General features: G+C 70.0%; 26 protein-coding genes. 25 read left to right on the forward strand and 1 reads right to left on the reverse strand.

The annotated features are described in order from the left end of the window. Positions 1 to 14 precede the first annotated feature (14 nt). Together ACFVAE_RS02010 and ACFVAE_RS02015 are read left to right on the forward strand one after the other, a co-directional pair. Entirely contained in the window at positions 15 to 1,103 is a 1,089-nt protein-coding gene (locus ACFVAE_RS02010; RefSeq protein ID WP_378887376.1) for a DNA glycosylase AlkZ-like family protein, read from the forward strand. 78 nt (positions 1,104 to 1,181) lie between these two features. After that, positions 1,182 to 2,750: a Rieske 2Fe-2S domain-containing protein gene (locus ACFVAE_RS02015; protein WP_378887378.1), complete on the forward strand. Its 1,569-nt coding sequence runs from the start codon at positions 1,182 to 1,184 to the stop codon at positions 2,748 to 2,750. On the opposite strand, the gene ACFVAE_RS02020 is transcribed toward ACFVAE_RS02015, so the two are convergent. Further along, the gene (locus ACFVAE_RS02020; protein ID WP_378887380.1) at positions 2,722 to 3,258 is read right to left on the reverse strand and encodes a histidine phosphatase family protein; all 537 of its coding nucleotides are present in this window, start codon (positions 3,256 to 3,258) and stop codon (positions 2,722 to 2,724) included. The two genes, ACFVAE_RS02015 and ACFVAE_RS02020, sit on opposite strands and share 29 nt — an antisense overlap. 113 nt (positions 3,259 to 3,371) lie before the next feature. Here ACFVAE_RS02020 and pyrR point away from each other — a divergent pair, with 113 nt between their 5' ends. From pyrR to trpA, 23 genes are all read left to right on the forward strand, one after another. After that, entirely contained in the window at positions 3,372 to 3,902 is a 531-nt protein-coding gene (gene pyrR / locus ACFVAE_RS02025) for a bifunctional pyr operon transcriptional regulator/uracil phosphoribosyltransferase PyrR (RefSeq protein ID WP_378887382.1), read from the forward strand. Continuing rightward, a complete protein-coding gene (locus ACFVAE_RS02030; RefSeq protein WP_378887384.1) occupies positions 3,899 to 4,864 on the forward strand; it encodes an aspartate carbamoyltransferase catalytic subunit in 966 nt (321 codons plus the stop codon). Before pyrR ends, ACFVAE_RS02030 begins: the two co-directional genes overlap by 4 nt. Then, a complete protein-coding gene (locus ACFVAE_RS02035) occupies positions 4,861 to 6,162 on the forward strand; it encodes a dihydroorotase (protein WP_378887386.1) in 1,302 nt (433 codons plus the stop codon). Before ACFVAE_RS02030 ends, ACFVAE_RS02035 begins: the two co-directional genes overlap by 4 nt. After that, a complete protein-coding gene (locus ACFVAE_RS02040) occupies positions 6,159 to 6,665 on the forward strand; it encodes a hypothetical protein (protein ID WP_378887388.1) in 507 nt (168 codons plus the stop codon). Before ACFVAE_RS02035 ends, ACFVAE_RS02040 begins: the two co-directional genes overlap by 4 nt. Then, on the forward strand, positions 6,662 to 7,807 hold the full coding sequence (carA, locus tag ACFVAE_RS02045; protein ID WP_378887390.1) for a glutamine-hydrolyzing carbamoyl-phosphate synthase small subunit: 1,146 nt from the start codon (positions 6,662 to 6,664) through the stop codon (positions 7,805 to 7,807). Before ACFVAE_RS02040 ends, carA begins: the two co-directional genes overlap by 4 nt. After that, a complete protein-coding gene (carB, locus tag ACFVAE_RS02050; protein WP_378887392.1) occupies positions 7,807 to 11,094 on the forward strand; it encodes a carbamoyl-phosphate synthase large subunit in 3,288 nt (1,095 codons plus the stop codon). Before carA ends, carB begins: the two co-directional genes overlap by 1 nt. Next, positions 11,091 to 11,927, forward strand: coding sequence for an orotidine-5'-phosphate decarboxylase (gene pyrF, locus ACFVAE_RS02055; protein WP_378887394.1), 837 nt, complete (start codon positions 11,091 to 11,093; stop codon positions 11,925 to 11,927). The genes carB and pyrF overlap by 4 nt, the downstream gene beginning before the upstream one ends. Before the next feature lie 10 nt (positions 11,928 to 11,937). Next, complete coding sequence (gmk, locus tag ACFVAE_RS02060) at positions 11,938 to 12,828, forward strand: guanylate kinase (RefSeq protein WP_378890447.1); 891 nt, start codon at positions 11,938 to 11,940, stop codon at positions 12,826 to 12,828. Between the two features lie 77 nt (positions 12,829 to 12,905). After that, positions 12,906 to 13,160, forward strand: coding sequence for a DNA-directed RNA polymerase subunit omega (gene rpoZ / locus ACFVAE_RS02065; RefSeq protein ID WP_116242108.1), 255 nt, complete (start codon positions 12,906 to 12,908; stop codon positions 13,158 to 13,160). Positions 13,161 to 13,249: 89 nt separating this feature from the next. Continuing rightward, positions 13,250 to 14,446, forward strand: a complete 1,197-nt coding sequence (metK, locus tag ACFVAE_RS02070; protein ID WP_378887396.1) for a methionine adenosyltransferase — start codon at positions 13,250 to 13,252, stop codon at positions 14,444 to 14,446. Further along, positions 14,446 to 16,383 carry a primosomal protein N' gene (locus ACFVAE_RS02075; protein ID WP_378887398.1) on the forward strand — a complete coding sequence of 646 codons (1,938 nt, stop codon included), beginning with the start codon at positions 14,446 to 14,448 and terminating at the stop codon, positions 16,381 to 16,383. The genes metK and ACFVAE_RS02075 overlap by 1 nt, the downstream gene beginning before the upstream one ends. A gap of 25 nt (positions 16,384 to 16,408) precedes the next feature. Further along, positions 16,409 to 17,326: a methionyl-tRNA formyltransferase gene (gene fmt / locus ACFVAE_RS02080; protein ID WP_378887400.1), complete on the forward strand. Its 918-nt coding sequence runs from the start codon at positions 16,409 to 16,411 to the stop codon at positions 17,324 to 17,326. A 74-nt stretch (positions 17,327 to 17,400) separates the two neighbouring features. Next, positions 17,401 to 18,762 carry an RsmB/NOP family class I SAM-dependent RNA methyltransferase gene (locus ACFVAE_RS02085; protein WP_378887401.1) on the forward strand — a complete coding sequence of 454 codons (1,362 nt, stop codon included), beginning with the start codon at positions 17,401 to 17,403 and terminating at the stop codon, positions 18,760 to 18,762. Then, positions 18,762 to 19,430 (forward strand): ribulose-phosphate 3-epimerase, encoded by a 669-nt coding sequence (gene rpe, locus ACFVAE_RS02090; protein ID WP_378887402.1) that lies wholly within the window; start codon positions 18,762 to 18,764, stop codon positions 19,428 to 19,430. Before ACFVAE_RS02085 ends, rpe begins: the two co-directional genes overlap by 1 nt. Then, on the forward strand, positions 19,427 to 19,690 hold the full coding sequence (locus ACFVAE_RS02095) for a phosphoribosyl-ATP diphosphatase (RefSeq protein ID WP_378887404.1): 264 nt from the start codon (positions 19,427 to 19,429) through the stop codon (positions 19,688 to 19,690). Before rpe ends, ACFVAE_RS02095 begins: the two co-directional genes overlap by 4 nt. 38 nt (positions 19,691 to 19,728) lie before the next feature. After that, the gene (gene hisG, locus ACFVAE_RS02100) at positions 19,729 to 20,571 is read left to right on the forward strand and encodes an ATP phosphoribosyltransferase (protein ID WP_378887406.1); all 843 of its coding nucleotides are present in this window, start codon (positions 19,729 to 19,731) and stop codon (positions 20,569 to 20,571) included. Then, positions 20,571 to 21,359, forward strand: a complete 789-nt coding sequence (gene hisF, locus ACFVAE_RS02105; RefSeq protein WP_378887408.1) for an imidazole glycerol phosphate synthase subunit HisF — start codon at positions 20,571 to 20,573, stop codon at positions 21,357 to 21,359. Before hisG ends, hisF begins: the two co-directional genes overlap by 1 nt. Then, positions 21,329 to 21,718, forward strand: a complete 390-nt coding sequence (hisI, locus tag ACFVAE_RS02110; protein ID WP_378887410.1) for a phosphoribosyl-AMP cyclohydrolase — start codon at positions 21,329 to 21,331, stop codon at positions 21,716 to 21,718. Before hisF ends, hisI begins: the two co-directional genes overlap by 31 nt. After that, on the forward strand, positions 21,715 to 22,299 hold the full coding sequence (locus ACFVAE_RS02115; RefSeq protein ID WP_378887412.1) for a Trp biosynthesis-associated membrane protein: 585 nt from the start codon (positions 21,715 to 21,717) through the stop codon (positions 22,297 to 22,299). Before hisI ends, ACFVAE_RS02115 begins: the two co-directional genes overlap by 4 nt. Before the next feature lie 43 nt (positions 22,300 to 22,342). Beyond that, positions 22,343 to 22,573 carry a DUF6704 family protein gene (locus ACFVAE_RS02120; protein WP_378857202.1) on the forward strand — a complete coding sequence of 77 codons (231 nt, stop codon included), beginning with the start codon at positions 22,343 to 22,345 and terminating at the stop codon, positions 22,571 to 22,573. Then, entirely contained in the window at positions 22,573 to 23,382 is an 810-nt protein-coding gene (gene trpC / locus ACFVAE_RS02125) for an indole-3-glycerol phosphate synthase TrpC (protein WP_378887414.1), read from the forward strand. The genes ACFVAE_RS02120 and trpC overlap by 1 nt, the downstream gene beginning before the upstream one ends. Beyond that, the gene (trpB, locus tag ACFVAE_RS02130; RefSeq protein ID WP_378887416.1) at positions 23,379 to 24,587 is read left to right on the forward strand and encodes a tryptophan synthase subunit beta; all 1,209 of its coding nucleotides are present in this window, start codon (positions 23,379 to 23,381) and stop codon (positions 24,585 to 24,587) included. The genes trpC and trpB overlap by 4 nt, the downstream gene beginning before the upstream one ends. Continuing rightward, positions 24,584 to 25,387: a tryptophan synthase subunit alpha gene (gene trpA, locus ACFVAE_RS02135; RefSeq protein ID WP_378887418.1), complete on the forward strand. Its 804-nt coding sequence runs from the start codon at positions 24,584 to 24,586 to the stop codon at positions 25,385 to 25,387. The genes trpB and trpA overlap by 4 nt, the downstream gene beginning before the upstream one ends.

Here is a 25,387-nt window from a genome sequence, read left to right on the forward strand (position 1 = left end):
CGGAGACTGTCGGTATGACGCCCCACGTACTGACGAAGGACGAGGCGCGGCGGGTCATCGTGCGCGCCGCGCTGCTGGATGCGGACCGACCCGGTGACGTCGTCGAGGTGGCCGAGCAGATCGGTTACGTCAAGATCGACCCGACCGCGACGATCGCTCCTTGCGAGCACACGATGCTCTGGTCCAGGATCGGCTGGTCCTACGAGCCCGGGCAGCTGAAGAAGGCGACAGAGGACGACAGACAGCTGTTCGAATACAACGGCGCATTCCTGCCGATCTCGCTGCTCCCCGCGATGCTCCCCAGCATGACCGAGGCCTCGCTGCGCGGCAGCGCCAGATCCTGGCTTGCAGCGAACGAGGGGTTCCGGCGCGACGTGCTGGCGCGGCTGCGCACCGAAGGGCCGCTGCTGGCGAGCGAGATCCCCGACACCGCTCAGGTCACCAAGTCTCCGGACGGGTGGACCGGGTCGAACCAGGTGCCCATCATGCTCGACGTGCTCTCCCAGACGGCGGAAGTCGCCGTGGTCGGCCGTGAAGGGCGGTCCCGACGCTGGGACCTCGCGGAGTGCGTCTACCCGCAGGACGGCCCGGTGCTCTCCGAGGAAGAGGGCGCAGAGGTGTGGTCGTCCCGTCTGCTGCAGGCCGCCGGGCTCGCGCGGCCGTACAACTGGTGGAACGGCGTCTCGAAGACCGCCGGCGAAGCGGCATCCGTCGAGGGGAGCACCGTGCGCTTCCGCATCGATCCCGATGCCCTGGCGGCCCTCGAGGAGCCGGATCGCGGAGGGCGTGTCGCCTTCCTCAACCCGTACGACAGCCTCCTGTTCGACCGGAAGCGCCTTGAGGAGGTGTTCGGCTTCGCTTACGTGCTCGAGCAGTTCAAGCCGAAGGCGCAGCGCAGGTACGGGTACTTCGCGCATCCGATCCTGTTCGGCGACCGTTTCATCGGCATGCTCGACGCCGAGCACGACCGCGAGCGCGAGGTGCTCCGCGTGAACGCCGTGCACGAGTTCTTCGATTGGGACGCGGACGAGCACGAGATGGTGCGCGCCGAGATCCAGGAGCTCGCGGACTGGCTGGGCGTGCCGGTCATCGGGCTGGCCTGACCGGTTACCCACGGCTCGTCGGAACACGCCCCCAGGACCCCGCCGGTAGAATCGACGGGTCCAAGCAGGAGGAGAGACATGCGGATCACGGGACTCGGCCACGCCGGAATGCTCATCGAGACGGCGGGCGGGAACATCATCTGCGACCCGGTTCTCGGGCCCTCGTTCTTCGGCTCGTGGTTCCCGTTCCCCGACAACAGGGGGCTGGACTGGGAGGAGATCGGCAAGAAGGCCGACTTCCTGTACATCTCGCACCGGCATCGCGACCACTTCGACGGGCGCCTGCTGGAGAAGTACATTCGCAAGGACATCGAGGTGCTGCTGCCCGAGTACGTCACCGACGATCTCGAGGTCGACATCCGCGCCCTCGGTTACGACAACATCACGTACGCCCCGGCGGGCGGAGTGATCGAGCGCGGTGACCTGAAGATCATGATCACGCCGCTGCGCGCGCCCAGCGACGGCCCGATCGGCGACTCGTCGCTGAGCGTGGACGACGGCACCGCGTCGATCCTGAACCAGAACGACTCGCACCCTCTCGACCTCGAGAAGCTGCTCAGCTTCGGCAAGCCGGAGGCGTACTTCACGCAGGTCTCCGGTGCGATCTGGTGGCCGATGGTCTACGACCTGCCGCAGGACGCCAAGCAGAACTTCGCGAAGCTCAAGCGCGACGCGCAGAACAAGCGCGCGATGTACTACATCGAGAAGGTCGATGCTCCGCACGTCTTCCCGATGGCCGGCCCGCCGATGTTCCTGCGCGACGAGCTGTTCAAGTACAACGGCACCGGACAGGACGACGACTCGATCTTCACCGATCAGAAGGAGTTCCTCGCACACCTGAAGGAGCTCGCCCCGCAGTACGACGGGCAGCTCTTCATCCCCGGCACGGTCGTCGAGATGAACCACGGCGAGATGTCGGTGACCCAGAGTCTGTACTCCGAGGCGGAGATCGCGCACATCTTCGACGAGAAGTGGGACTACCTCGAGGAGCAGCGCGCCTCGCGTCAGCAGGAGATCCGTGACGAGGAGGCGCGACGCGCACCGGTGCTGTCTTCCGAGGAGATCCTCGCCGAGCTCAAGGTGTGGTGGGAGCCGCTGCTGAAGAAGTCGCGCACCATCCGCAACGGCGTCGGCGGCAACGTCCGCTTCCGGATCGGCGACCTCGACATGGTCGTCGACTTCCCGCGCGCGAAGGTGCGCGAGTACGCCGGCGAGGAGTGCATCTACTGGTACACGATCCCCGCGGACCTCGTCTCGACGAACATCCGGGACCACGAGATCGACTGGTCGAACTCGATCTTCCTGTCGATGCAGTTCTCGGTCGGTCGCAGCGGCAAGTTCAACGAGTTCCTCACGACGTTCCTGAAGTGCCTCTCGGTCGACCGCATCGAGTACGTCGAGAACTGGTACTCCGAGCAGACCGACCAGACCGAGGACGCCCAGATCGGCGACTGGGTCGTGCAGCGTCGCTGCCCGCACCTGCGCGCCGACCTGACGCGCACCGGCAAGATCGAGGACGGCGTGCTCACCTGCTCGATGCACGACTGGAAGTGGGACCTCAAGACCGGCAAGTGCCTCTCGACCGCCGGCCACGAGATCCGTGCCGAGCGCTGCCCGGTCACCGACGAGGCGCTCCGCGCGGGCTGAGAGGGAGATCGAGCTCGATCACCTCGGGAAATCGAAGCGCCGCCCAGAACTCGACGGCGGCATCACCCGGCTCGATCAGGCCCTGCGCGGTCATCCAGGCCGTGAGCGCCATGCCGTGGGTTCCGACGACCAGGTGTTCGGCGGAGTGCGCCATCAGTCCGTCGTGGAAGCGCTGCGAGACGGCATCCTGCGTCTCCCAGCCCGAGTGCCGCTCGTCGAGCGATCCTGAGACCCAGGCGCGGCGAGCGTCGCGGAAGTCGTCATGCACCGGCTCGTCGCGATCCACCTCGCGGAAGCGGGCGTCCTGGGCGACCGCTTCCGGCAGCACCCGGGTCGCGAGCGCCGTCGTCTGCAGCGCCTTCAGCTCGGGACTCGACACTGCTGCGCCCTCGAGGAGCAGGGCCGCTGCCGCCGCCGCACCGTCAGCGCTGAGCCGCCAGGAGCTCGGTGCTGACGACGCGTCGACCTCCGGCATCGCGTGGCGGAGGAGAGTGATCTTGCGCAGCACTCCGCCAGCGTAACCGCCCGTTGGTATACCACCGGCGGAGGGGCCGAATCGTTAGAATCGAACCATCACCCATCCTTTAACCCCGTCCTGTGAGGCGGAGAAGGGAGAGGCAGATGGCCGCACGCACCGTGCTGCAAGAAGCCGACATCGCGCGCGCTCTGACGCGCATCGCCCATGAGATCCTCGAGTCCAATCGGGGAGCGGACGGTCTCGTCCTGCTGGGCATCCCGACCCGCGGCGTGACCCTCGCCGAGCGGCTCGGCCCGATCATCTCCGAGATCGCCGACGCCGAGATCCCGGTCGGATCGCTGGACGTCACGCTCTTCCGCGACGACCTGGCGAAGCACCCGACCCGCACGCCGAAGCGCACCGAGATCCCTGACGAGGGCATCGACGGCAAGACCGTGGTCCTTGTCGACGATGTGCTGTTCTCCGGTCGCAGCATCCGCGCGGCGCTCGATGCGATCCAGTCGATCGGCCGCCCCTCCGTCATCCGGCTGGCGATCCTCGTCGACCGCGGCCACCGCGAGGTGCCGATCCGTCCCGACTTCGTCGGCAAGAACATCCCGTCCTCACGGCAGGAGCGCGTGAACGTGCACCTGCGTGAGCTGGACGGCTCCGACGAGGTGACGATCGAAGCATGAGGCACCTGCTCGACACCCGCACCCTCGATCGCGAGACAGCCCTGCGCATCCTCGACGTCGCTGAAGACATGGCCGAGACCCAGTCCCGCCAGGTCAAGAAGCTGCCGACGCTGCTCGGAAAGACCGTGGTCAACCTCTTCTTCGAGGACTCCACCCGCACCCGCATCTCGTTCGAGGCCGCCGCGAAGCGCCTGTCCGCGGACGTGATCAACTTCGCCGCCAAGGGCTCCAGCGTCTCGAAGGGCGAGAGCCTGAAGGACACCGCCCAGACCCTGCAGGCCATGGGTGCCGACGCGGTCGTCGTGCGGCACTCCGCCTCCGGCGCGCCGCAGACCCTCGCGACCAGCGGCTGGATCTCGGCCGGGGTCGTCAACGCCGGCGACGGCACGCACGAGCACCCGACCCAGGCGCTGCTCGACGCGTTCACGATCCGCAAGCGCCATTTCGGCGCCGACAGCCGCGGCCGCGACCTCAGCGGGCTGCGCATCGTCATCGTCGGCGACGTGCTGCACTCGCGCGTCGCCCGCTCGAACGTCTGGCTGCTGACGACGCTGGGAGCGCACGTGACCCTGGTCACGCCGCCCACGCTCATCCCGCAGAACGTCACGCTGTGGCCGGTCACGGTGCGCTACGACCTCGACCAGGCCCTCGCAGAGGGACCGGATGCCGTGATGATGCTGCGCATCCAGATGGAGCGCATGCACGCCGCGTTCTTCCCGAACGAGCGTGAGTACACCCGTCTCTGGGGCCTCGACGCCGTGCGTGTCGCAGGCCTCCCCGAGACGAGCATCGTGATGCATCCCGGTCCGATGAATCGGGGACTCGAGATCTCGAGCGAGGCCGCGGACTCCGCCGCCTCGACCGTGCTGGAACAGGTCGCCAACGGCGTGTCGATCAGAATGGCCGTGCTCTACCTGCTGCTGGCGGGGGAGCGCAACGACGAAGCAGGAGAAGCACTGTGAGCGAGACCATCGTCATCACCGGCGCCGCGCTGAACGGGGCGGATGCCGCGGACATCGTGATCGAGGACGGCCGCATCGCCGAGATCGGCAGCGGCCTGAGCCGCGCCGGCGCCCGAGTCGTGGACGCCGCCGGGCTGATCGCGCTGCCCGGACTCGTCGACCTGCACACCCACCTCCGCGAGCCCGGATTCGAGGCGTCCGAGACCGTGCTCACTGGTACGCGCGCCGCCGCGGCCGGAGGGTTCACCGCCGTCTTCGCGATGCCGAACACGTCGCCGGTCGCCGACACCGCAGGCGTGGTGGAGCAGGAGCTCGCCCTCGGCGAGGCTGCGGGCTACGCCACCGTGCAGCCGATCGGCGCCGTCACCGTCGGGCAGAAGGGCGAGCGACTCGCCGAGCTGGGCGCCATGGCCACCTCCCGAGCGAAGGTCCGTGTCTTCAGCGACGACGGCTTCTGCGTCTGGGACCCGCTGATCATGCGCCGCGCGCTGGAGTACGTGAAGTCGTTCGACGGCGTCATCGCGCAGCACGCCCAGGATCCGAGGCTCACCGAGGGCGCCCAGATGAACGAGGGCACCGTCTCCGCCGAGCTCGGCCTGGCCGGTTGGCCGGCCGTCGCCGAGGAGTCGATCATCGCCCGCGACATCCTGCTCGCCGAGCATGTCGGCTCGCGCCTGCACGTCTGCCACCTCTCCACGGCCGGTTCGGTCGATCTGATCCGGTGGGCGAAGAAGCGCGGCGTCGCGGTGACCGCCGAGGTCACTCCGCACCACCTGCTGCTCACCGACGAACTGGTGCGCGGCTACGACGCCCGATACAAGGTCAACCCCCCGCTGCGTCGTGAGGAGGACGTTCTTGCCGTGCGCGAGGGCCTCGCCGACGGCACCATCGACATCGTCGCGACCGACCACGCGCCGCATCCGTCCGAGAACAAGGCCTGCGAGTGGCAGGCCGCGGCGAACGGAATGGTCGGGCTGGAGAGCGCCCTGCGGGTCGTGCACCAGTCCATGGTCGAGACCGGCCTGCTCGACTGGGCGGACGTCGCCCGCGTGATGAGCAAGGCCCCGGCGACGATCGGGCAGCTGGACGGCTTCGGATCGCTCGAGGTCGGAGCGCCCGCGCACGTCACCCTCTACGATCCCCGGGTCGCAGGAGTCTTCACCGAGGCCGACCTGCACGGCCGCAGCCGCAACTCGCCGTATCTCGGTCGCGACCTGCCCGGGCAGGTGCAGTGGACGATCCACGGTGGCCGCGTCACGGTGGCCGACGGCGTGCTTGTGGAGGAGCTGAACGCATGACTCGCGATCTCGCGGTCCTCCTGACCGTCCTGCTCGCGATCGTCATCATCGCGGCGATCCTGTTCGCGTGGCGCGCACGACTGCGACGCGACTCCGGGATCACCGCACCCCTGGGCGTGCCCGAGCACGCCGAGGTGACCGAGCGGGTCGAGGTGCTGTACGTCGCCACCACGCGGCACGACCAGCCCCTCGAGCGTGTCGCGGTCAAACCACTGGAGTATCGCGCCCGCGGTGAACTGGTGCTCACCGATCGTGGTGCGGCCCTCAGCCTGGACGGTTCGCCCACGGTCTTCCTCGCCTCCGAGCGGCTCGTCGCCGCCGATCTCGCCACAGTCGCCATCGACCGCGTGGTGGAGCCGAACGGACTGGTCCGCGTCGTCTGGCGCGAGTCCTCCGGCATTCTTCTCGATTCCTTCCTGCGCGTCGCCAACGGCGGCCCGCAGCACGTCCTCACCGAGCTGCAGCGCCTGTGCGCCGCGCCGGAGACAGGAGCAACCTCGTGACCCTGAACACCGACCCCGCCGTCCTCGTCCTGGAGGACGGCTCCCGCTACCCGGGACGCGCCTACGGCGCCCGTGGCACCACCCTCGGGGAAGTCGTCTTCGCGACCGGCATGTCCGGCTACCAGGAGACGCTCACCGACCCCTCCTACGCGGGTCAGATCGTGCTGCAGACCGCGCCGCACATCGGCAACACCGGCATGAACGACGAGGACCCGGAGTCCCGCCGCATCTGGGTCGCCGGCTACATCGTGCGGGACCCCTCGCGCGTCGTCTCGAACTGGCGCGCGAACGCCTCGCTCGACGACATCCTCGTCCGCGACGGCATCGTCGGCATCAGCGGCATCGACACCCGCTCGATCACCCGCCACATCCGCTCGGCCGGCTCCATGCGCGGCGGCATCTTCTCCGGGGCGGACGCCGCGCTGGACGCCGACGAGCAGCTGCGCCGGGTCACCGAGGCGCCCGAGATGGCCGGACAGAACCTGTCCGCGGCCGTGTCGGTCACCCAGACGCAGGTGACGAAGGCGACGGGGGAGCGGATCGGCAATCTCGCCGTGCTCGACCTCGGCGTCAAGCAGGCCACCCTCGACAACCTCGCCGCGCGCGGATTCGACGTGCACGTGCTGCCGCAGTCCTCGACCTTCACCGACATCATGGCGATCGACCCCGTCGCGGTCTTCTACTCGAACGGACCCGGCGACCCCGCCGCATCCGACGGCCAGGTGGCCGTGCTGCGCGAAGTGCTCGACGCGAAGCTGCCCTACTTCGGCATCTGCTTCGGCAACCAGCTGTTCGGCCGAGCCCTCGGCCTCGGCACCTACAAGCTCACCTTCGGCCACCGCGGCATCAACCAGCCGGTGCTGGACAAGACCACGGGCCGGGTCGAGATCACCGCGCACAACCACGGCTTCGCCGTCGAAGCGCCGCTGGACGGCGCGTTCGAGAGCCCCAACGGCTACGGGCAGGTCGAGGTCAGCCACATCGGCCTGAACGATCAGGTCGTCGAGGGACTGAAGGCCCTCGACATCCCCGCGTTCTCGGTCCAGTACCATCCCGAGGCCGCGGCAGGCCCGCACGACGCCAACTACCTCTTCGACCGCTTCCGCGACCTGGTCGTCGCCAACCTGAACGGAACCAAGTAATGCCCAAGCGCGACGACATCAAGAGCGTCCTGGTCATCGGGTCCGGACCGATCATCATCGGCCAGGCCGTCGAGTTCGACTACTCGGGAACGCAGGCCTGCCGGGTGCTGCGCGAGGAGGGCGTCCGCGTCATCCTCGTCAACTCGAACCCCGCGACGATCATGACCGACCCCGACTTCGCCGACGCGACCTACATCGAGCCGATCACCCCCGAGGTCATCGAGACGATCATCGCCAAGGAGAAGCCCGACGCCATCCTGCCCACCCTGGGCGGCCAGACCGCACTGAACGCGGCCATGGCACTGCACGAGCGCGGCATCCTCGAGAAGTACGACGTCGAGCTCATCGGCGCCAAGGTGGACGCCATCCGCAAGGGCGAGGACCGGCAGATCTTCAAGCAGCTCGTGCTCGACGCCGGCGCGGATGTCGCGAAGTCGGTCATCTGCCACACGATGGACGAGCTCCTCGCCGGCGCCGAGCAGCTCGGCTACCCGCTCGTCGTGCGTCCCAGCTTCACCATGGGCGGGCTCGGCTCGGGCTTCGCCTACGACGAGGAGGACCTGCGCCGCATCGGCGGTGCCGGCCTGCACGACTCGCCCACCAACGAGGTGCTCCTGGAGGAGTCGATCCTCGGCTGGAAGGAGTACGAGCTCGAGCTCATGCGCGACACGGCCGACAACACGGTCGTGGTCTGCTCGATCGAGAACGTCGACCCGGTGGGCGTGCACACCGGCGACTCGATCACCGTCGCCCCTGCGCTCACGCTCACCGACCGCGAGTACCAGAAGCTCCGCGACATCTCGATCGACATCATCCGCGCCGTGGGCGTGGACACCGGAGGCTGCAACATCCAGTTCGCGGTGGACCCGACCAACGGGCGCATCATCGTCATCGAGATGAACCCGCGCGTCTCGCGCTCGTCGGCGCTGGCGTCGAAGGCGACCGGGTTCCCGATCGCGAAGCTGGCCGCGAAGCTCGCGCTCGGCTACCGTCTCGACGAGGTCCCCAACGACATCACCGGCGTGACCCCGGCGAGCTTCGAGCCCACGCTCGACTACATCGTGGTCAAGGTACCCCGGTTCGCGTTCGAGAAGTTCCCGGCCGCCGACGCCACCCTCACCACCACCATGAAGTCGGTGGGCGAGGCGATGGCGATCGGCCGCAACTTCACGACTGCCCTGCAGAAGTCGCTGCGGTCTCTCGAGAAGCGCGGCTCCAGCTTCCACTGGGGCGCCGAGGACCGCAGCGTCGAGGAGCTCCTGGAGATCTCGAAGACCCCGACCGACGGCCGCATCGTGGTGCTGCAGCAGGCGCTGCGCAAGGGCGCGACGATCGAGCAGGCCTTCGACGCCACGGCGATCGATCCCTGGTTCCTCGACCAGATCGTGCTCATCAACGAGGTGGCAGAGGCCGTCCGCACGGCGCCCGAGTTCGACGCAGACGCCATCCGGCACGCGAAGGAGCACGGCTTCTCGGACGCCCAGCTCGCCGAGCTGCGCGGCATCTCCGAGGCCGAGGTCCGCGGCATCCGCCACGGTCTCGGCGTCCGGCCGGTGTACAAGACGGTGGACACCTGCGCGGGCGAGTTCCCGGCGCTCACGCCGTACCACTACTCGAGCTACGACTTCGAGACCGAGGTCGCACCCTCGGATCGCACCAAGATCGTCATCATCGGCTCCGGCCCGAACCGCATCGGCCAGGGCGTCGAGTTCGACTACTCCTGCGTGCACGCGTCCTTCGCGCTGTCGGATGCCGGGTACGAGACCGTCATGGTCAACTGCAACCCCGAGACCGTGTCGACCGACTACGACACCTCCGACCGCCTGTACTTCGAGCCGCTGACGCTCGAGGACGTGCTGGAGGTGCTCGACGCCGAAGCGGCGAGCGGGACGATCCTCGGCGTGGTCTGCCAGCTCGGCGGCCAGACGCCGCTGGGCCTGGCGAAGGGCATCGAGGCAGCCGGCTACACCGTGCTCGGCACAAGCCCTGAGGCGATCGACCTCGCCGAGGAGCGCGAGCTGTTCTCGCAGCTGCTCGACCGCGCGGGGCTGGTCGCCCCGCGCAACGGCACCGCGATCGATGTCGAGGGCGCGGTGCAGATCGCCGAGGAGATCGGCTACCCGGTGCTGGTGCGCCCGAGCTTCGTGCTCGGTGGCCGCGGCATGGAGATCGTCTACAGCTCCGAGGACCTGCGGGACTACTTCGTGCGCACGGCAGGCGAGGTGATCATCGAGGAGGGCAAGCCTCTGCTGGTGGATCGCTTCCTCGACGACGCGATCGAGCTCGATGTCGACGCGCTCTACGACGGGACCGACCTGTTCATCGGCGGCGTCATGGAGCACCTCGAAGAGGCCGGCATCCACTCGGGCGACTCCAGCTGCACGCTTCCGCCGATCTCCCTCGGCCGCACCGAGATCGACCGGGTGCGCTCCGCGACCCTGGCGATCGCGGAGGGTGTGGGCGTCCGGGGCCTGCTCAACGTGCAGTTCGCCGTCAGCGCCGGGGTGCTCTACGTCATCGAGGCGAACCCGCGTGCGAGCCGCACGGTGCCGTTCGTCTCGAAGGCACTCGGGATCCCGCTCGCCAAGGCCGCCAGCCGCATCATGGCCGGCGCCACCATCGCCGAGCTGAAGGACGAGGGTCTGCTCCCCGAACAGGACGGCTCCCGCATCCCGCTGGACGCACCGGTCGCGGTCAAGGAGGCCGTGCTGCCGTTCAAGCGCTTCCGCACCAAGGAGGGTCGCACGGTCGATTCCGTGCTCGGCCCGGAGATGCGCTCGACCGGCGAGGTCATGGGCATCGACAAGGACTTCCCGACCGCCTTCGCGAAGAGCCAAGCCGCGGCATACGGCGGCACCCCGACCTCGGGCACCGTGTTCATCTCGGTCGCCGACTCGGACAAGCGTGCGGTGATCCTCCCGGCGCACCGGCTCAGCCAGCTGGGCTTCCGCATCCTCGCGACCGAGGGCACCGGCGAGATCCTCTCGCGCAACGGCATCCCAGTCGATGTCGTGCAGAAGGTCGGCGAGACGCAGCAGTCCGGTGCAACGAACATCGTCGACCTCATCAACGAGGGCGCTGTCGACATCGTGGTGAACGTGCCGGACGGGGGAGCGGCGCGTGCGGACGGGTACGAGATCCGCGCGGCGGCCGTGGCGGCCGACAAGGCGCTGTTCACCACCATCGCGACCCTGGGCGCCGCGGTGAGCGGCATGGATGCGACCGGCGACGGCTTCGACGTGCGCAGCCTCCAGGAGTACGCGCTCGACCGGAAGGTGTCGGCATGACCGAGTCGTTCGGTGCCCGGCTGCGGACCGCGCTCGATGCGCACGGCCCGCTCTGCGTCGGCATCGACCCCCATGCGTCGCTGCTCGACGCGTGGGGGCTCGGGCAGGATGCCGCAGGCGTGCGCGAGTTCGGCCTGCGCGTTGTGGATGCCGCGGCCGGCCGGGTCGGCGCACTGAAGCCGCAGGTGTCGTTCTTCGAGCGCTTCGGCTCGCGCGGCTTCGCCGCCCTCGAGGACGTGCTCGCCGCTGCCCGCGCCGCGGGCATGCTGGTGGTCGCCGACGCGAAGCGCGGCGACATCGGCTCCACGAACGAGGGATACGCGGATGCCTGGCTCCAGTCCGGCTCGCCTCTGGAAGCGGATGCGGTGACGCTGAGTCCCTACCTGGGCGTGGGCGCGCTCGGCGCGGTGCTCGACCGGGCCAGGAGCGCGGGCAAGGGCGTGTTCGTCCTCGCGGCGACGAGCAACCCCGAGGCGGCGGCTCTGCAGTCCGCGACCACCGGTGAGGGCGCCCGCGTGGCCGCGATGGTCGCGCAGGAGGCCACGACGGGCGACTCAGGCGCGGCGCTCGGATCGATCGGTCTCGTCATCGGCGCCACCGTGGACCGCGCAGAGTTCGGCCTGGACGACGACCTGCTGCGCACCGTGCCGGTGCTCGCCCCGGGCTTCGGCGCCCAGGGCGCCACGCCAGAGGACCTCACCGGACGCTTCGGGGCGCTCGCCCGCAACGTGCTCGCGAGCGAGAGTCGCAGCATCCTGGGTGCGGGACCGGACGGAATCGCTGTCAGAATGGAGGAGACCGCGCGACGCTACCAGGAGGTGCTGGGTGCCTGAAACCCGTTCGATGCCCGAGGTCGATCGGAGTGCGGCCGCACGCCGCGCCGTCGAACGACGCCGGGCACGTGCATCCTTGAAGCGTGATCTCGCCATGCGTGTGGTGACGCCGCAGGAGGTGCTGCGCCGTGCGCTGGACGATGCCGCATCCGTCGCAGGCTCGCTCCGGATCACCGACTTCCTGATCGCGCTGCCCGCCATCGGCGCAGGCAAGCGCGACCAGATCCTGGCAGACCTGCACATCGCGCCGGTCAAACGGCTCGGCGGGCTCGGCGTGCGTCAGGTCGCGGATCTCACCCGCTGGCTCGACGCCCGGTTCCCCGTGCACGTCCCGCGCGAGGGGCGCAGCAGACTGCTGGTGCTCGCGGGTCCCACGGCGGTGGGCAAGGGCACCGTGGCCGCGCACATCCGCGCCCACTATCCGCAGATCCACCTGTCGGTCTCTGCGACGACCCGAGCGCCGCGCCCGGGTGAGGTCGACGGGGTGCACTACTTCTTCGTCGACGATGCCGAGTTCGACCGGCTGATCGCCGAGGACCAGCTGCTGGAGCACGCCACGGTGCACAACAAGTACCGGTACGGGACTCCGCGCGGGCCGGTGGACGCGGCGCTGGCCGAGGGACGCACGGTGCTGCTCGAGATCGACCTGCAGGGTGCGCGCCAGGTGCGTGCCGCGGAGCCCTCGGCGACGCTGGTGTTCCTGTTGCCGCCGTCCTGGGACGAACTGGTGAACAGGCTGGTCGGTCGCGGCACCGAGGATGCCGAGGAGCGGGCGCGCCGGCTGCGTACTGCGAAGGCCGAACTGGCCGCCCAGAACGAGTTCGATTACCGCGTCGTGAACGAGGACGTCGCCACCGCGGCCCAGGAGGTCGTAGACTTGACTGCGGCATTCGCGCGCTGAGCGCTTGAGCGCGCCCGCCCATCAACTTCGCGACACGTCGCATCCACGACATCGTCGCCCGATCAGGAGGTCCCACCGTGGCCGGTAACAACCAGGGCATCATCGATCCCCCCATCGACAATCTGCTGGATCGTGTCGACTCCAAGTACGAGCTGGTCATCTACGCGTCCAAGCGTGCTCGCCAGATCAACGACTACTACTCCGACCTGCACGAGGGGAACCTGTTCGACAACGTCGGTCCGCTCGTCGACTCGTCGGTCGAGGACAAGCCCCTCACGATCGCGCTGCACGAGATCAACGAGGACAAGCTCCGCATCCGTCACGCCGAGTGAACTGACAGGAGAGCCGCCGTCATCCCGTCGTGGGGTGTCGGCGGCTCCCTGCATACTGGCCTGAAACCGCCGAAACCGTTGGAGCACCGATGAGCGCGCTGCGCCTGTTCACGTCCGAGTCCGTCACCGAGGGGCACCCCGACAAGATCTGCGATCAGATCTCGGACAGCATCCTCGACGGCCTGATCGCCGTCGACCGCGACTCGCGCGTCGCCGTCGAGACGTTGGTCACCACGGGTCTCGTGCACGTTGCCGGTGAGATCCGCACCGAGGGCTACGTCGACATCCCGACCATCGTGCGCGACGTGGTCAACGGCATCGGCTACACCTCGAGCGACACGGGCTTCGACGGCTCGTCCTGCGGGGTGAGCGTCTCCGTCGGCGAGCAGTCCACCGACATCGCCCACGGCGTCGACCAGGCCGCGGAGTCGCGCGACGGCGGCTCCGTCGACCCGCGCGACGCGCTCGGCGCCGGCGACCAGGGCATCATGTTCGGCTTCGCGACGAACGAGACCCCGCAGCTCATGCCGATGGCGGCATGGACCGCGCACCGCATCGCGGAGCGGCTGTCCGAGGTCCGCCGCTCTGGAGAGGTGCCCTTCCTGCGCCCCGACGGCAAGACCCAGGTCACGCTCGGCTACGAGGGCTTCACGCCGAAGACCGTCGACGCGGTGGTGCTCTCCACCCAGCACCTGCCCGGCATCACGCAGGACGAGCTCAAGGCCGCGGTGCGCGAGCAGGTCATCGACCCGGTCCTGGCGCAGACCGGGCTCGACCTCGCGACCGATCTGAAGTACTACATCAACCCGGCCGGACCGTTCGTCATCGGCGGACCGAAGGGCGATGCAGGACTCACCGGCCGCAAGATCATCATCGACACCTACGGCGGTGCGGCCAGGCACGGCGGCGGCGCCTTCAGCGGCAAGGACCCGTCAAAGGTCGACCGCTCGGCCGCCTACGCGATGCGCTGGGTGGCGAAGAACGCGGTGGCTGCCGGCCTCGCAGACCGCCTCGAGGTGCAGGTCGCCTATGCGATCGGGGTGGCACGCCCGGTGGGGCTGTACGTCGAGACGTTCGGCACCGGCAAGGTGTCGGACGACGCGATCACGCGCGCCATCACCGACGTGTTCGACCTGCGCCCGCAGGCGATCATCGAGGAGCTCGACCTGCTGCGTCCGATCTACGCGCAGACCGCAGCCTACGGCCACTTCGGCCGCGAACTGCCCGACTTCACCTGGGAGCGCACCGACCGCGCAGAAGCTCTGCGCCGCGCCGCCGGGCTCTGATGTCCCAGGCCGCGCGGCGCATCGCGCGGGTGCTGATCGACTCGCCGCTCCCGCAACTCGACCGGCTGTTCGACTACTCGCTGCCGGCCGAGTTCGGCGACGTGCCGATCGGCGTCCGGGTGAAGGTCCCGTTGCGGACGGCTGGCCGCGTGATGGACGGCTACATCGTCGAGCTGGGGGTGGAGCAGGACATCTCCCGCGCTCTCGCCGAGGTGGAGAGCGTCGTCTCCGAGGTGGTCGTGCTGCCGGAGCGGCTGCACCGGCTGGCGCGCCGCGTCGCGGATCGCGCCGCGGGTGCGGCATCCGATGTGCTTCGTCTCGCGATACCCAAGCGGCAGGTGCGGGTCGAGAAGGCGTGGGATGCCGATGTGTCCGCCCCGGAGGTCGCGGCGGAGGCGATCCAGCGCGCCGACACGGTGATCGCGCGGTACGACGGTCTCGACGAAGTGCTCGGCGGCGACAGCCGCGCCGCCGTCGAGGTGGTCGCAGAAATAGAGGGGATGCTGCCGCACTCTGCGCGCCTGCTCGCGGCCGTGGCGACCTCGGTTCTGGCATCCGGACGCTCGGCGATCCTGGTCGCACCCGACAAGCGCGACGAGGACCGCCTGCTCGAGGCTCTCGCCGAGCTGCTTCCCGAGGACGCCGTCGTGCGACTCGATGCGCGTCAGACGAACCCGGATCGGTACCGGGCCTTCCTCCGAACCCTCGCCGACGCGCCCTGTGTCGTGGTGGGCAACCGCTCGGCGGTGTATGCGCCGGTCCGTGCCGGTGTCGTCGTCATCTGGGACGACGGCGATCCGCTGCTCGCCGAGCCGCTCGCGCCGTACGCGCATGCCCGCGACGCCGCACTGGTGCGCCAGGAGCAGGAGGGCAGCGCCCTGCTGTTCGCCGGGCACACGCGCACCACCGACGTTGAGCGCCTCGTGCACGGCGGGTGGATGACCGAGGTGCGAGCGACCCGCCGCTCCTCACCGCGCGTGGTGCTGAGCCCCCCTCAGGAGCTCGAGCAGGGCGGCCAGCGCATGCCGTCCAGCGCGTTCCTCGCCGCGCGGACGGCGACGGCCGACGGCCCGGTGCTCGTGCAGGTCGCCCGTCCCGGCTTCGCGCCGTCGCTGGTCTGCGGTCAGTGCCGTGCACCCGCCCGCTGCGCGCACTGCGGTGGTCCGTTGGGCGCCCGGCGCCGGGGCGCGGTGCCGGTGTGCGGCTGGTGCGGCAGGTCCGCCAACGGCTGGCACTGCCCCGTGTGTCAGGCGACGCAGGTGCGCCTGGCGTCCTCCGGCAGCGAGCGCACCGCCGATGAGCTGGGCCGCGCCTTCCCCGGGGTGCAGGTCATCGTCTCCGACGGCACCCATCCTGTCGAGCGCGTGTCCGCGAAGCCCGCACTGGTCATCGCCACGCGCGGCGCGGAGCCGGTGGCCGACGGAGGCTACCGTGCGGTGGTGCTGCTGGACGGGTCGCGGATGCTGCAGGCGCCCGAGCTGCGGATCGGCGAGTCCTGCCTGCGCTGGTGGTCGAACGCCGCGGCTCTCGCCGCGCCGGGAGCACCGGTGCACCTGGTCGGCGTGGACGGCCCGGTGGCCCGAGCCCTCGCGACCTGGACCCAACCCGCCTACGCCCGCTCCGAACTCGAGGCACGCGCGCCGCTGCGGATGCCGCCGATGTATCGCGTCGCGCAGCTCGACGGTCTTCCGGCGGTCGTGCGTCCGGCACTCGAGCAGGTGCGAGCCCTGGGCCTGCCGGCCGATGCGGTGCTCGGCCCGGTCCCCGTCGGCGAAGACGGTCGGGTGCGCGCGCTGGTGCGATTCGGCTACGCGGCCGGCGCCGAGGTCGCCGTGACGCTCCGCGCCGCCGTGGTCGGCGATGCCACCCGCAATCGGAGGGCACGGGGCAAGGCCGGACTGAGCCTGCACCTCGATATCCTCGAACCAGACCTCTGACGCCCTCACCCTCCGGAGCACCTTCATGCGCCTCGTCTTCGCCGGCACCCCCGATGCGGCGGTCCCCACACTGCGGGCACTCGCACCGCTGCACGACATCCTGGCCGTCATCACGCGTCCCGACGCGCCTCTGGGCCGCAAGCGCGTGCTCACGCCGTCGCCGGTCGCGCAGGCGGCCGTCGAGCTCGGCATCCCCGTGATCAAAGCGGCCAGGCTCGACGCCGAAGCGACCGAGGCGATCACCGCGCTGCGTCCCGAGCTCGGCGTGATCGTCGCATACGGCGGCCTGGTCCGCGAGCCGCTGCTGTCCGCGCCCGACCACGGCTGGATCAACCTGCACTTCTCGCTGCTGCCGCTGTGGCGCGGCGCCGCACCCGTGCAGCGCGCGCTGCTCGCCGGCGACGCGCAGATCGGCGTGAGCGTGTTCCGCCTCGTCCCCGAGCTGGATGCCGGTGACGTCTACGCCATGCGGCCCGTGGATCTGCCCGCGGAGGCCACGGCGGCCACCGCGCTGGAGATCCTCGCTGTCGACGGCGCCGCGCTCACGGCGGATGTCGTCGAAGGGATCGCCGCGGGCACCGCTCAGGCCGTTCCGCAGACCGGAGAGCCGACCTTCGCGCCGAAGCTCGTCCTCGACGACGGCCTGCTGGACTGGTCGCTCCCGTGCGAGCACGTCTACGCGCGATTCCGGGGCGTCACCCCGGAGCCCGGTGCGCACACCGAGGTCGCCGGCGCCAGGCTCAAGGTGCTCGAGGCCGCACCTGCGCCCGACGCCGAGCAGCTCCAACCCGGCCGGATCGTGGGCGAGAAGCGACGCATCCTGATCGGGACCGGCACGACGCCGCTCGCCGTCACCCGGGTGCAGCCGGCCGGCAAGGGTGCCATGCCCGCCGCCGACTGGTGGCGTGGCCAGCGCGACGACACGCTGCGAGCGGGCGCATGAGCGGCCAGGAGCGCCGCCCCCAGCGGGGACGCCGACCGCAGCGGTCCAGCAGCGGCCGTGGACCGGATCGGGCCGTGCAGCCGGCCCGCGCCGTCGCCTACGGCGTGCTGAGGGCCGTCACCGAGGATGACGCCTATGCCAACCTCCTGCTGCCCGCCAGCATCGCCGAGGCAGGGCTCGACCAGAAGGACGCCGCCCTCGCCACCGAGCTCACCTACGGCACTCTGCGCAAGCGGGGCACCTATGACGCGATCGTCGCCGCGGCCGCAGGCCGACCGGCGTCCGAGATCGACCCGGCCGTGCTCGACGCCCTGCGTCTCGGCGCGCACCAGCTGCTGTCCACCCGGGTGGCCGGGCATGCGGCCGTGAACGAGTCGGTCAATCTCGTCGCGACGGCGCAGGGCAGGGGAGCGGCGGGCTTCGCCAACGCCGTGCTGCGACGCATCGGACGCGAGACACCCGGGGCCTGGCAGCGCACCATCGAGGAGGGCGCGCGCTCCGACGACGAGCGGCTCTCGCTGCGCACCGCGCATCCGGTGTGGATCATCCGCGCCATGCGTCGCGCGCTGGCCGCAGAGGGGCGTGAGGACGAGCTCGACGCGCTGCTGTCCGCCGACAACGCCTCGCCCGAGGTCACGCTCGTCGCCCTGCCCGGGCTCGCCGAGCCCGGCGAACCTCGCCGCCCGTATGCACCGACCGCGTTCGGGTCGCCCGGCGGGGACCCGCACCGCGTCGTGGCGGATGCCGCGGGCACGGTGCGCGTGCAGGACGAGGGTTCGCAGCTGGTGGCGCTGGCCCTGGCCGGAGTGCGCCCGATCGCTGGGGGCGAGCAGTGGCTCGACCTCTGCGCCGGCCCCGGTGGCAAGACCGCGCTGCTCGCCGCCATCGCCCGCGAGAACGGCGCGGTCCTGGAGGCGAACGAGGTGGTCCCCGCGCGTGCCGGACTGGTGCGCAACGCGCTGCGCGCGGTGCCGGGTGATGTGGTCGTGCACGAGGAGGACGGGCGTGCACTCGCGGCATCCCGCCCGGGCGCGTTCGATCGCATCCTCGTCGATGCGCCGTGTACCGGGCTGGGCGCGCTGCGCCGGCGGCCGGAGGCGCGCTGGCGGAAGACCCCGGCGGATGTCGCCGAGCTGGTCGCGCTGCAGACCGAGCTGCTCACCGCGGCGGTGGACGCCCTCGCGCCCGGCGGCGTCGTGGCGTACGTCACCTGCTCGCCGCACCTCGCGGAGACCACGGGGGTGGTCTCGGAGGTGCTCCGCGACAGGGACGACCTGACCGAGCTCGATGCCCGTGCCGTGCTGTCCGAGGTGGTGCGGTCGCCGATCGACCTCGCGGACGACGGCACCGGTCGGGTGCAGCTGTGGCCGCACCGGCACGGCACCGACGCCATGTTCCTCGCGCTGCTGCAGCGCGCTCCCGAAGGAGAGAAGTGATGAACCCGCGCATCAACCCCAGCATCCTCGCTGCCGACTTCGTGAACATGCAGGCCGAACTCGCCCGCATCGCCAGCGCGGACTTCGCGCACGTGGACGTCATGGACAACCACTTCGTGCCGAACCTCACGTTCGGTCCGCAGATGGTGGAGCGCATCCAGGCCACCAGCCCGATCCCGCTCGACGTGCATCTGATGATCACCGACCCGGACCGCTGGGCCCCGGGCTATGCGGAACTCGGTGCGGCGAGCGTCACCTTCCACCTCGAGGCGGCGTCCGACCCGGTGGCGCTCGCGCGCCGGCTGCGCGCCATCGGCGCCCGCGCCGGCGTCGCGATCAAGCCGGGCACGGCGGGCGAGCCACTGTACGACATCCTCGACGAGTTCGATCAGGTGCTCGTGATGACCGTCGAACCCGGCTTCGGCGGTCAGGGTTTCATGCCCGAGACGATGCCGAAGCTCCGTGCGCTGCGGGACGAGGCCCGCCGCCGAGGGGCCGACGTCTGGCTGCAGGTCGACGGCGGCATCTCCTTCGACACGATCGCGCAGGCCGCGGAAGCCGGTGCCGACACCTTCGTCGCCGGCTCGGCGGTCTACGGCGCGGAAGACGTCGAGGCGGCCGTCACAGGTCTTCGCGACCGCGCGCGAGCCGCTAGCCTTGAAGCGTGAAGACATTCGACGAGCTGTTCGCCGAGCTGACCGAGACGGCGAAGACCCGTCCTGACGGATCAGGGACGGTCGCGCAGCTCGACCGCGGCGTGCATGCGATCGGCAAGAAGGTCGTCGAAGAGGCGGCCGAGGTCTGGATGGCTGCCGAGTACGAGTCCAAGGACGAGGCGGCCGAGGAGATCTCGCAGCTGCTGTACCACCTGCAGGTCATGATGCTCGCGAAGGGCCTGAGCCTCGAGGATGTCTACCGACATCTCTGAGCGCGTCCCGTACAGACCGTTCGACTCGAAGGATCCCCATGCTCCGCATCGCCGTTCCGAACAAGGGCTCGCTGTCAGAGACAGCGGCCGAGATGCTCGCGGAGGCCGGCTACACCGGTCGTCGTGACCCCAAGACCCTGCACGTCATCGACGCCGACAGCGACGTCGAGTTCTTCTACCTGCGTCCGCGAGACATCGCCACCTATGTGGCATCCGGCGCCCTCGACGTGGGCATCACCGGACGCGACCTGCTGCGCGACGTGCGCCAGGAGGACGCCCGCGAGATCGAGCAGCTCGGATTCGCCCGCTCGACCTTCCGCTTCGCCGCGCCTCCTGGCAGGTACTCCACCATCCAGGACCTGGAGGGCGTCCGTGTGGCGTCCGCCTACCCGGGTCTCGTCGACGACTTCCTGCGCGAGAACGGCGTGAACGCCGTGCTGGTGCCGCTGGACGGTGCCGTCGAGTCGGCGGTGCGGCTCGGCGTCGCGGACGTGATCGCCGACGTCGTCGAGACCGGCACCACGCTGCGACAGGCCGGGCTGGAGATCTTCGGACCGGTCATCATCGAGTCGGAGGCCGTGCTCATCAGTCGCCCCGGCGACGCGGACGGCACCGACCGCCTGCTGCGGCGCCTTCGCGGCGTGATGGTGGCACGGCGCTACGTACTGCTGGACTACGACCTGCCGGCAGGGCTCGTAGACCAGGCCACGGCCATCGCCGGCGGCCGTGAGTCGCCGACGATCTCGCCGCTGCGCGATCCGGAGTGGGTGGCGGTGCGAGTGATGATCCCGCGCAAGGGCATGAACCAGGTGATGGACGACCTGTACGCCCTCGGTGCGCGCGCGATCCTGGTCACCGCGATCCACGCCGCGAGGCTCTGATGTCGCTCGCTTCGCGCGTCATCCCGTGCCTCGACGTGGCCGCCGGTCGCGTCGTGAAGGGCGTCAACTTCCAGAACCTGCGCGACATGGGCGATCCGGTCGAGCTGGCTGCGCACTACGCCGCGCAGGGCGCGGACGAGATCACCTTCCTCGACGTCACCGCAACGGTGGATGCCAGGGCCACGACCTACGACGTGGTGCAGCGAACCGCCGAGCAGGTCTTCGTGCCGCTCACCGTCGGGGGAGGGGTGCGCTCCACGGAGGACGTCGCGCGTCTGCTCGGCGTGGGCGCCGACAAGGTCGGCGTGAACTCCGCGGCGATCGCCCGCCCCGATCTGATCGACGAGATCGCGGACCGCTTCGGCGCGCAGGTGCTCGTGCTGTCGCTCGACGTGAAGCGCGCCGATGGCGTGCCGTCCGGATTCGTCGTCACCACGCATGGCGGTCGCACCGAGACGACACTGGATGCCGCGGTCTGGGCCCGTGAGGCCACGGAGCGAGGTGCGGGTGAGCTGCTCGTGAACTCGATCGACGCAGACGGAACCAAGGACGGCTTCGACCTGGAGCTGGTCCGGCTGATGCGTGAGGTCGCTTCGGTGCCGGTGATAGCCTCTGGCGGCGCCGGTCGCGTCTCAGATTTCCCGCCGGCGATCGCCGCGGGCGCGGATGCCGTGCTCGCGGCAAGCGTGTTCCACAGTGGCCAGCTCACCGTGGGTCAGGTCAAGGACGCGCTCCGCGAAGAGGGCGTGGTCGTCCGATGCGGTGTGCTGAGCGAGCGAAGCGAGTAGAAGTGAGCGTCGAAGAGCAGATCGCCGCGGTGGCGTGGAACGCCGACGGGCTCGCACCGGTCATCGTGCAGCAGTGGGACACCCGCGAGGTGCTGATGCTCGCATGGGTGGATGCCGAGGCGCTGCGCCGCACCCTGACCACGGGCCGGGCCACGTACTGGTCCCGATCCCGCCAGGAGTACTGGCGCAAGGGCGACACCTCCGGCAACATCCAGATCGTGCGCGGCGCGCAGCACGACTGCGACGGTGACACGATCCTGCTGCAGGTCGACCAGACCGGCGCGGCCTGCCACACCGGCACCCGGACCTGCTTCGACGGCAGGGATCTGGACGCCGTGATCGGGGACACGAACGAATGAGTGCCCGCGGTCGCCTCATCGCCGTGCTGGGCTTCCTGCTCGCCGGCGGCATCGGCGTGATCTCCGCCACCCAGACCTGGCTGACGGTCACCCGCCTCGACGGTTCGGAGCCGATCCTGGTCGCCGGATCGGATGCGGTCCCGCTGCTGGCACCGCTGTCGCTCGCGGCGCTCGCGCTCGGTGCCGCGCTCTCGATCACAGGACTGGTGCTGCGCTACATCTTCGCCGCGCTTGCGGCCGGTGCCGCTGTCGTCCTCGGTGTCGCCACCGCTCCGCTGGTGGCGGCACCTCCGCTGAGCGTGGTGGCGGGCGTCGTGGCCGAGAAGACCGGCCTCGCCGGCGATGCCGCGATGCATGAGATCGTCGCGGCGATCACGCCCACCGCGTGGCCCGTGATCGCGATGTGCTGCTGGGTGCTGATGCTCGCCGCCGCGGTGTTCACCGCGGTGACCGCGCGGGGCTGGAAGAGCGGCGGCCGACGCTATCGCACCGACGACGCCCACCACGACGCGCATCAGCGTCCCCTCGACGCCGTCGATTCCTGGGACGACCTGTCGCGTGGCACCGATCCGACCCGCTGATCCCGATAGACTGACCGTACGCCGACCACCCCGGAGGAAGAACATGAGCAACTCGATCGCAGACCCTGGACACGGACACTCGCCTGCCGCGTGGACCGCGGTCGTGATCATGCTGGCCGGCGTCGGATTGGCCACGCTGTTCTTCTGCCTCGAGCAGCCGCCCCTGGTGTGGGCGTCCGTCGTCGTCATCGTCATCGGACCCATCGTCGGCTGGATCATGGCGAAGGCCGGCTACGGGGTGAACGGCCCCAAGTACTCGCCGAAGGCTCACTGATGGTCCTCGCCGACCTCACGGCCGGCGCAGTCGAGGATGCTGAACGTCGCGCGCTGACCCGGTCGCTTGCCGAGGTGGAGCGCGATGCACTCGCGCGCCCCGCCGCTCGTGACGCGGTCGCCGCGCTGGCTCCCGCCGAGCGGGTCAAGATCATCGCAGAGGTCAAGCGCGCGAGCCCGTCCCGCGGTGCTCTCGCCGAGATCCCCGACCCCGCGCATCAAGCCGCGCTCTACGAGCAGGGCGGTGCATCCGCGATCAGCGTGCTGACCGAGGAGCGTCGCTTCGGCGGTTCCCTCGCCGACCTCGAGGCCGTCACGGCCCGAGTCTCGCTCCCGGTGCTGCGCAAGGACTTCATCGCCACGCCGTATCAGGTGCTCGAGGCCCGTGCCGCGGGCGCCGACCTGGCGCTGCTGATCGTCGCCGGCATCCCGGTGAAGACGCTGCACGAGCTCTACGCGCTGATCATCGAGTTGGGGATGACCCCGCTCGTCGAGACGCACGACGCGGATGAGCTCGAGGTGGCGATCGACCTCGGTGCGAAGCTGATCGGCATCAACGCCCGCAACCTGAAGACGCTCGAGCTCGATCGCGATCTGTTCGGTCGACTGGCCGACCGCATCCCGTCGACCTCGATCAAGATCGCCGAGTCCGCGGTGCTCGAGCCCGCCGACGTGGCGCGCTACCGTCAGGCCGGCGCCGACGTCGTGCTGATCGGCGAGGCTCTCGTCACCGGCGACCCCGTCGCCACCCTGAACAGCTTCCTGGAGGTCGGATGCGACGTACTGAGCGAGCGGAGCGAGACGAAGTGAGCCTGCGCGACCAGCCCGGTCCCTTCTTCGGGGACTTCGGCGGGCGGTACATGCCCGAGTCCCTGATCGCCGCGATCGACGAGCTGACCGAGGCGTACCACGCCGCGATCGTCGATCCGGAGTTCCGCGCCGAACTGGCTCAGCTCCTCGGCTCGTATGCCGGGCGTCCGTCCGCGCTCACCGAGGTGCCCCGCTTCGCGGAGCACGCCGGCGGTGCTCGGGTGTTCCTCAAGCGGGAAGACCTGAACCACACCGGTTCGCACAAGATCAACAACGTGCTCGGCCAGGCTCTGCTCACCAAGCGCCTCGGCAAGACCCGAGTGATCGCCGAGACCGGCGCCGGCCAGCACGGGGTCGCCACGGCGACCGCCGCCGCGTTGTTCGGCCTGGACTGCACGATCTACATGGGTGAGGTCGACACCGAGCGCCAGGCCCTCAACGTCGCCAGGATGCGACTGCTCGGCGCCGAGGTCGTCCCGGTGACCACGGGCTCCCGCACACTGAAGGACGCGATCAACGACGCGTACCGCGACTGGGTCGCGACCGTCGAGACCACCAACTACATCTTCGGCACGGCGGCCGGTCCGCATCCGTTCCCGGCGATGGTGCGCGACTTCCAGAAGATCATCGGCGAAGAGGCGCGGGAGCAGCTGCTGGCGGATGCCGGGCGGCTGCCCGACGCGGTCGTCGCCTGCGTCGGCGGTGGGTCGAACGCGATCGGCATGTTCGATGCTTTCCTCGACGACACGGACGTGAAGCTCTACGGCGTGGAGGCCGCCGGTGACGGCGTCGACACGGAGCAGCACGCGGCCTCGATCGAGCGAGGCCGCCCCGGCGTGCTGCACGGCGCGAAGACCTATGTGCTGCAGGACGAGGACGGGCAGACGATCGAGTCGCACTCGATCTCGGCAGGACTCGACTACCCGGGCGTCGGCCCCGAGCACGCCTGGCTCGCCGACATCGGTCGCGCGGAGTACATCCCCGCCACCGACGACGAGGCCATGCAGGCGCTGCGTCTGCTGAGCCGCACCGAGGGGATCATCCCCGCGATCGAGTCCGCGCACGCCCTCGCCGGTGCGATGCGCATCGGCCGGGAGCTCGGCCCTGACGGCATCGTCGCGATCTGCCTCTCCGGCCGCGGCGACAAGGACATGGACACTGCGGCGCGGTACTTCCACCTCTACGACGAAGGGGCCGCGGAATGAGCCGCGTCGAGGACGCCATCGCCAAAGCGCACAACGAGGGCCGCGGTGCCTTCGTGGGCTATCTGCCCGTCGGCTACCCCGACCTGCAGACCAGCATCCAGGCCGCGATCACTCTCGCGCGCAACGGGGTCGATGTGATCGAGCTCGGCCCGCCGTACAGCGACCCGGTCATGGACGGACTCGTGATCCAGGAGGCCACGCAGCATGCGCTGGCGGCCGGCTTCAAGATGCGCGACCTGTTCACCGCGGTGGGGGCCATCACGGCCGAGGTCGACGTTCCCGTGCTGGTGATGACGTACTGGAACCCCGTGCTGCAGTACGGCGTCGATCGCTACGCCGACGATCTGCTCGCCGCGGGCGGGGCGGGTCTGATCACCCCCGACATCACGCCGGAGGCGGCAGGGGAGTGGATCGCCGCGAGCGAGCGCACCGGCCTCGACCGCGTCTTCCTCGCCGCGCCGACCTCGACCGATGAGCGTCTGGACCTCGTCGTCTCATCCTCGACCGGTTTCGTGTACACCGTGTCGACCATGGGCATCACGGGTGAGCGCGCCGAGCTCGACCGCGCCGCGCGGGTGCTCGTCGAGCGTCTGAAGGCGCACGGCGTGGGCAATGCCTGCGTCGGCATCGGCATCTCCAACGCTGAGCAGGTGAACGGCGTCACCGAGTACGCCGACGGCGCCATCGTCGGCACGGCTCTGGTGCGTGCCCTCCGCGACGGCGGCCTCGACCGCCTCGCCGAGGTCACCCGCTCCCTCGTCGCGGGCACGCCGTCCGCACAGTTCTCGCTCGACAATTAG

Source organism: Microbacterium sp. NPDC057659 (assembly GCF_042799915.1).
Lineage (GTDB): Bacteria > Actinomycetota > Actinomycetes > Actinomycetales > Microbacteriaceae > Microbacterium.

Coding starts and splice junctions, on each gene's coding strand:
- ACFVAE_RS02010 (WP_378887376.1), top strand. CDS start 15: ATGACGCCCCACGTACTGACGAAGGACGAGGCGCGGCGGGTCATCGTG.
- pyrR (WP_378887382.1), top strand. CDS start 3,372: ATGGCCGCACGCACCGTGCTGCAAGAAGCCGACATCGCGCGCGCTCTG.
- hisI (WP_378887410.1), top strand. CDS start 21,329: ATGCGGTGTGCTGAGCGAGCGAAGCGAGTAGAAGTGAGCGTCGAAGAG.
- trpA (WP_378887418.1), top strand. CDS start 24,584: ATGAGCCGCGTCGAGGACGCCATCGCCAAAGCGCACAACGAGGGCCGC.
- ACFVAE_RS02015 (WP_378887378.1), top strand. CDS start 1,182: ATGCGGATCACGGGACTCGGCCACGCCGGAATGCTCATCGAGACGGCG.
- ACFVAE_RS02075 (WP_378887398.1), top strand. CDS start 14,446: ATGTCCCAGGCCGCGCGGCGCATCGCGCGGGTGCTGATCGACTCGCCG.
- ACFVAE_RS02120 (WP_378857202.1), top strand. CDS start 22,343: ATGAGCAACTCGATCGCAGACCCTGGACACGGACACTCGCCTGCCGCG.
- fmt (WP_378887400.1), top strand. CDS start 16,409: ATGCGCCTCGTCTTCGCCGGCACCCCCGATGCGGCGGTCCCCACACTG.
- ACFVAE_RS02040 (WP_378887388.1), top strand. CDS start 6,159: ATGACTCGCGATCTCGCGGTCCTCCTGACCGTCCTGCTCGCGATCGTC.
- trpC (WP_378887414.1), top strand. CDS start 22,573: ATGGTCCTCGCCGACCTCACGGCCGGCGCAGTCGAGGATGCTGAACGT.
- hisF (WP_378887408.1), top strand. CDS start 20,571: ATGTCGCTCGCTTCGCGCGTCATCCCGTGCCTCGACGTGGCCGCCGGT.
- ACFVAE_RS02030 (WP_378887384.1), top strand. CDS start 3,899: ATGAGGCACCTGCTCGACACCCGCACCCTCGATCGCGAGACAGCCCTG.
- hisG (WP_378887406.1), top strand. CDS start 19,729: ATGCTCCGCATCGCCGTTCCGAACAAGGGCTCGCTGTCAGAGACAGCG.
- carB (WP_378887392.1), top strand. CDS start 7,807: ATGCCCAAGCGCGACGACATCAAGAGCGTCCTGGTCATCGGGTCCGGA.
- rpe (WP_378887402.1), top strand. CDS start 18,762: ATGAACCCGCGCATCAACCCCAGCATCCTCGCTGCCGACTTCGTGAAC.
- gmk (WP_378890447.1), top strand. CDS start 11,938: ATGCCCGAGGTCGATCGGAGTGCGGCCGCACGCCGCGCCGTCGAACGA.
- ACFVAE_RS02115 (WP_378887412.1), top strand. CDS start 21,715: ATGAGTGCCCGCGGTCGCCTCATCGCCGTGCTGGGCTTCCTGCTCGCC.
- metK (WP_378887396.1), top strand. CDS start 13,250: ATGAGCGCGCTGCGCCTGTTCACGTCCGAGTCCGTCACCGAGGGGCAC.
- pyrF (WP_378887394.1), top strand. CDS start 11,091: ATGACCGAGTCGTTCGGTGCCCGGCTGCGGACCGCGCTCGATGCGCAC.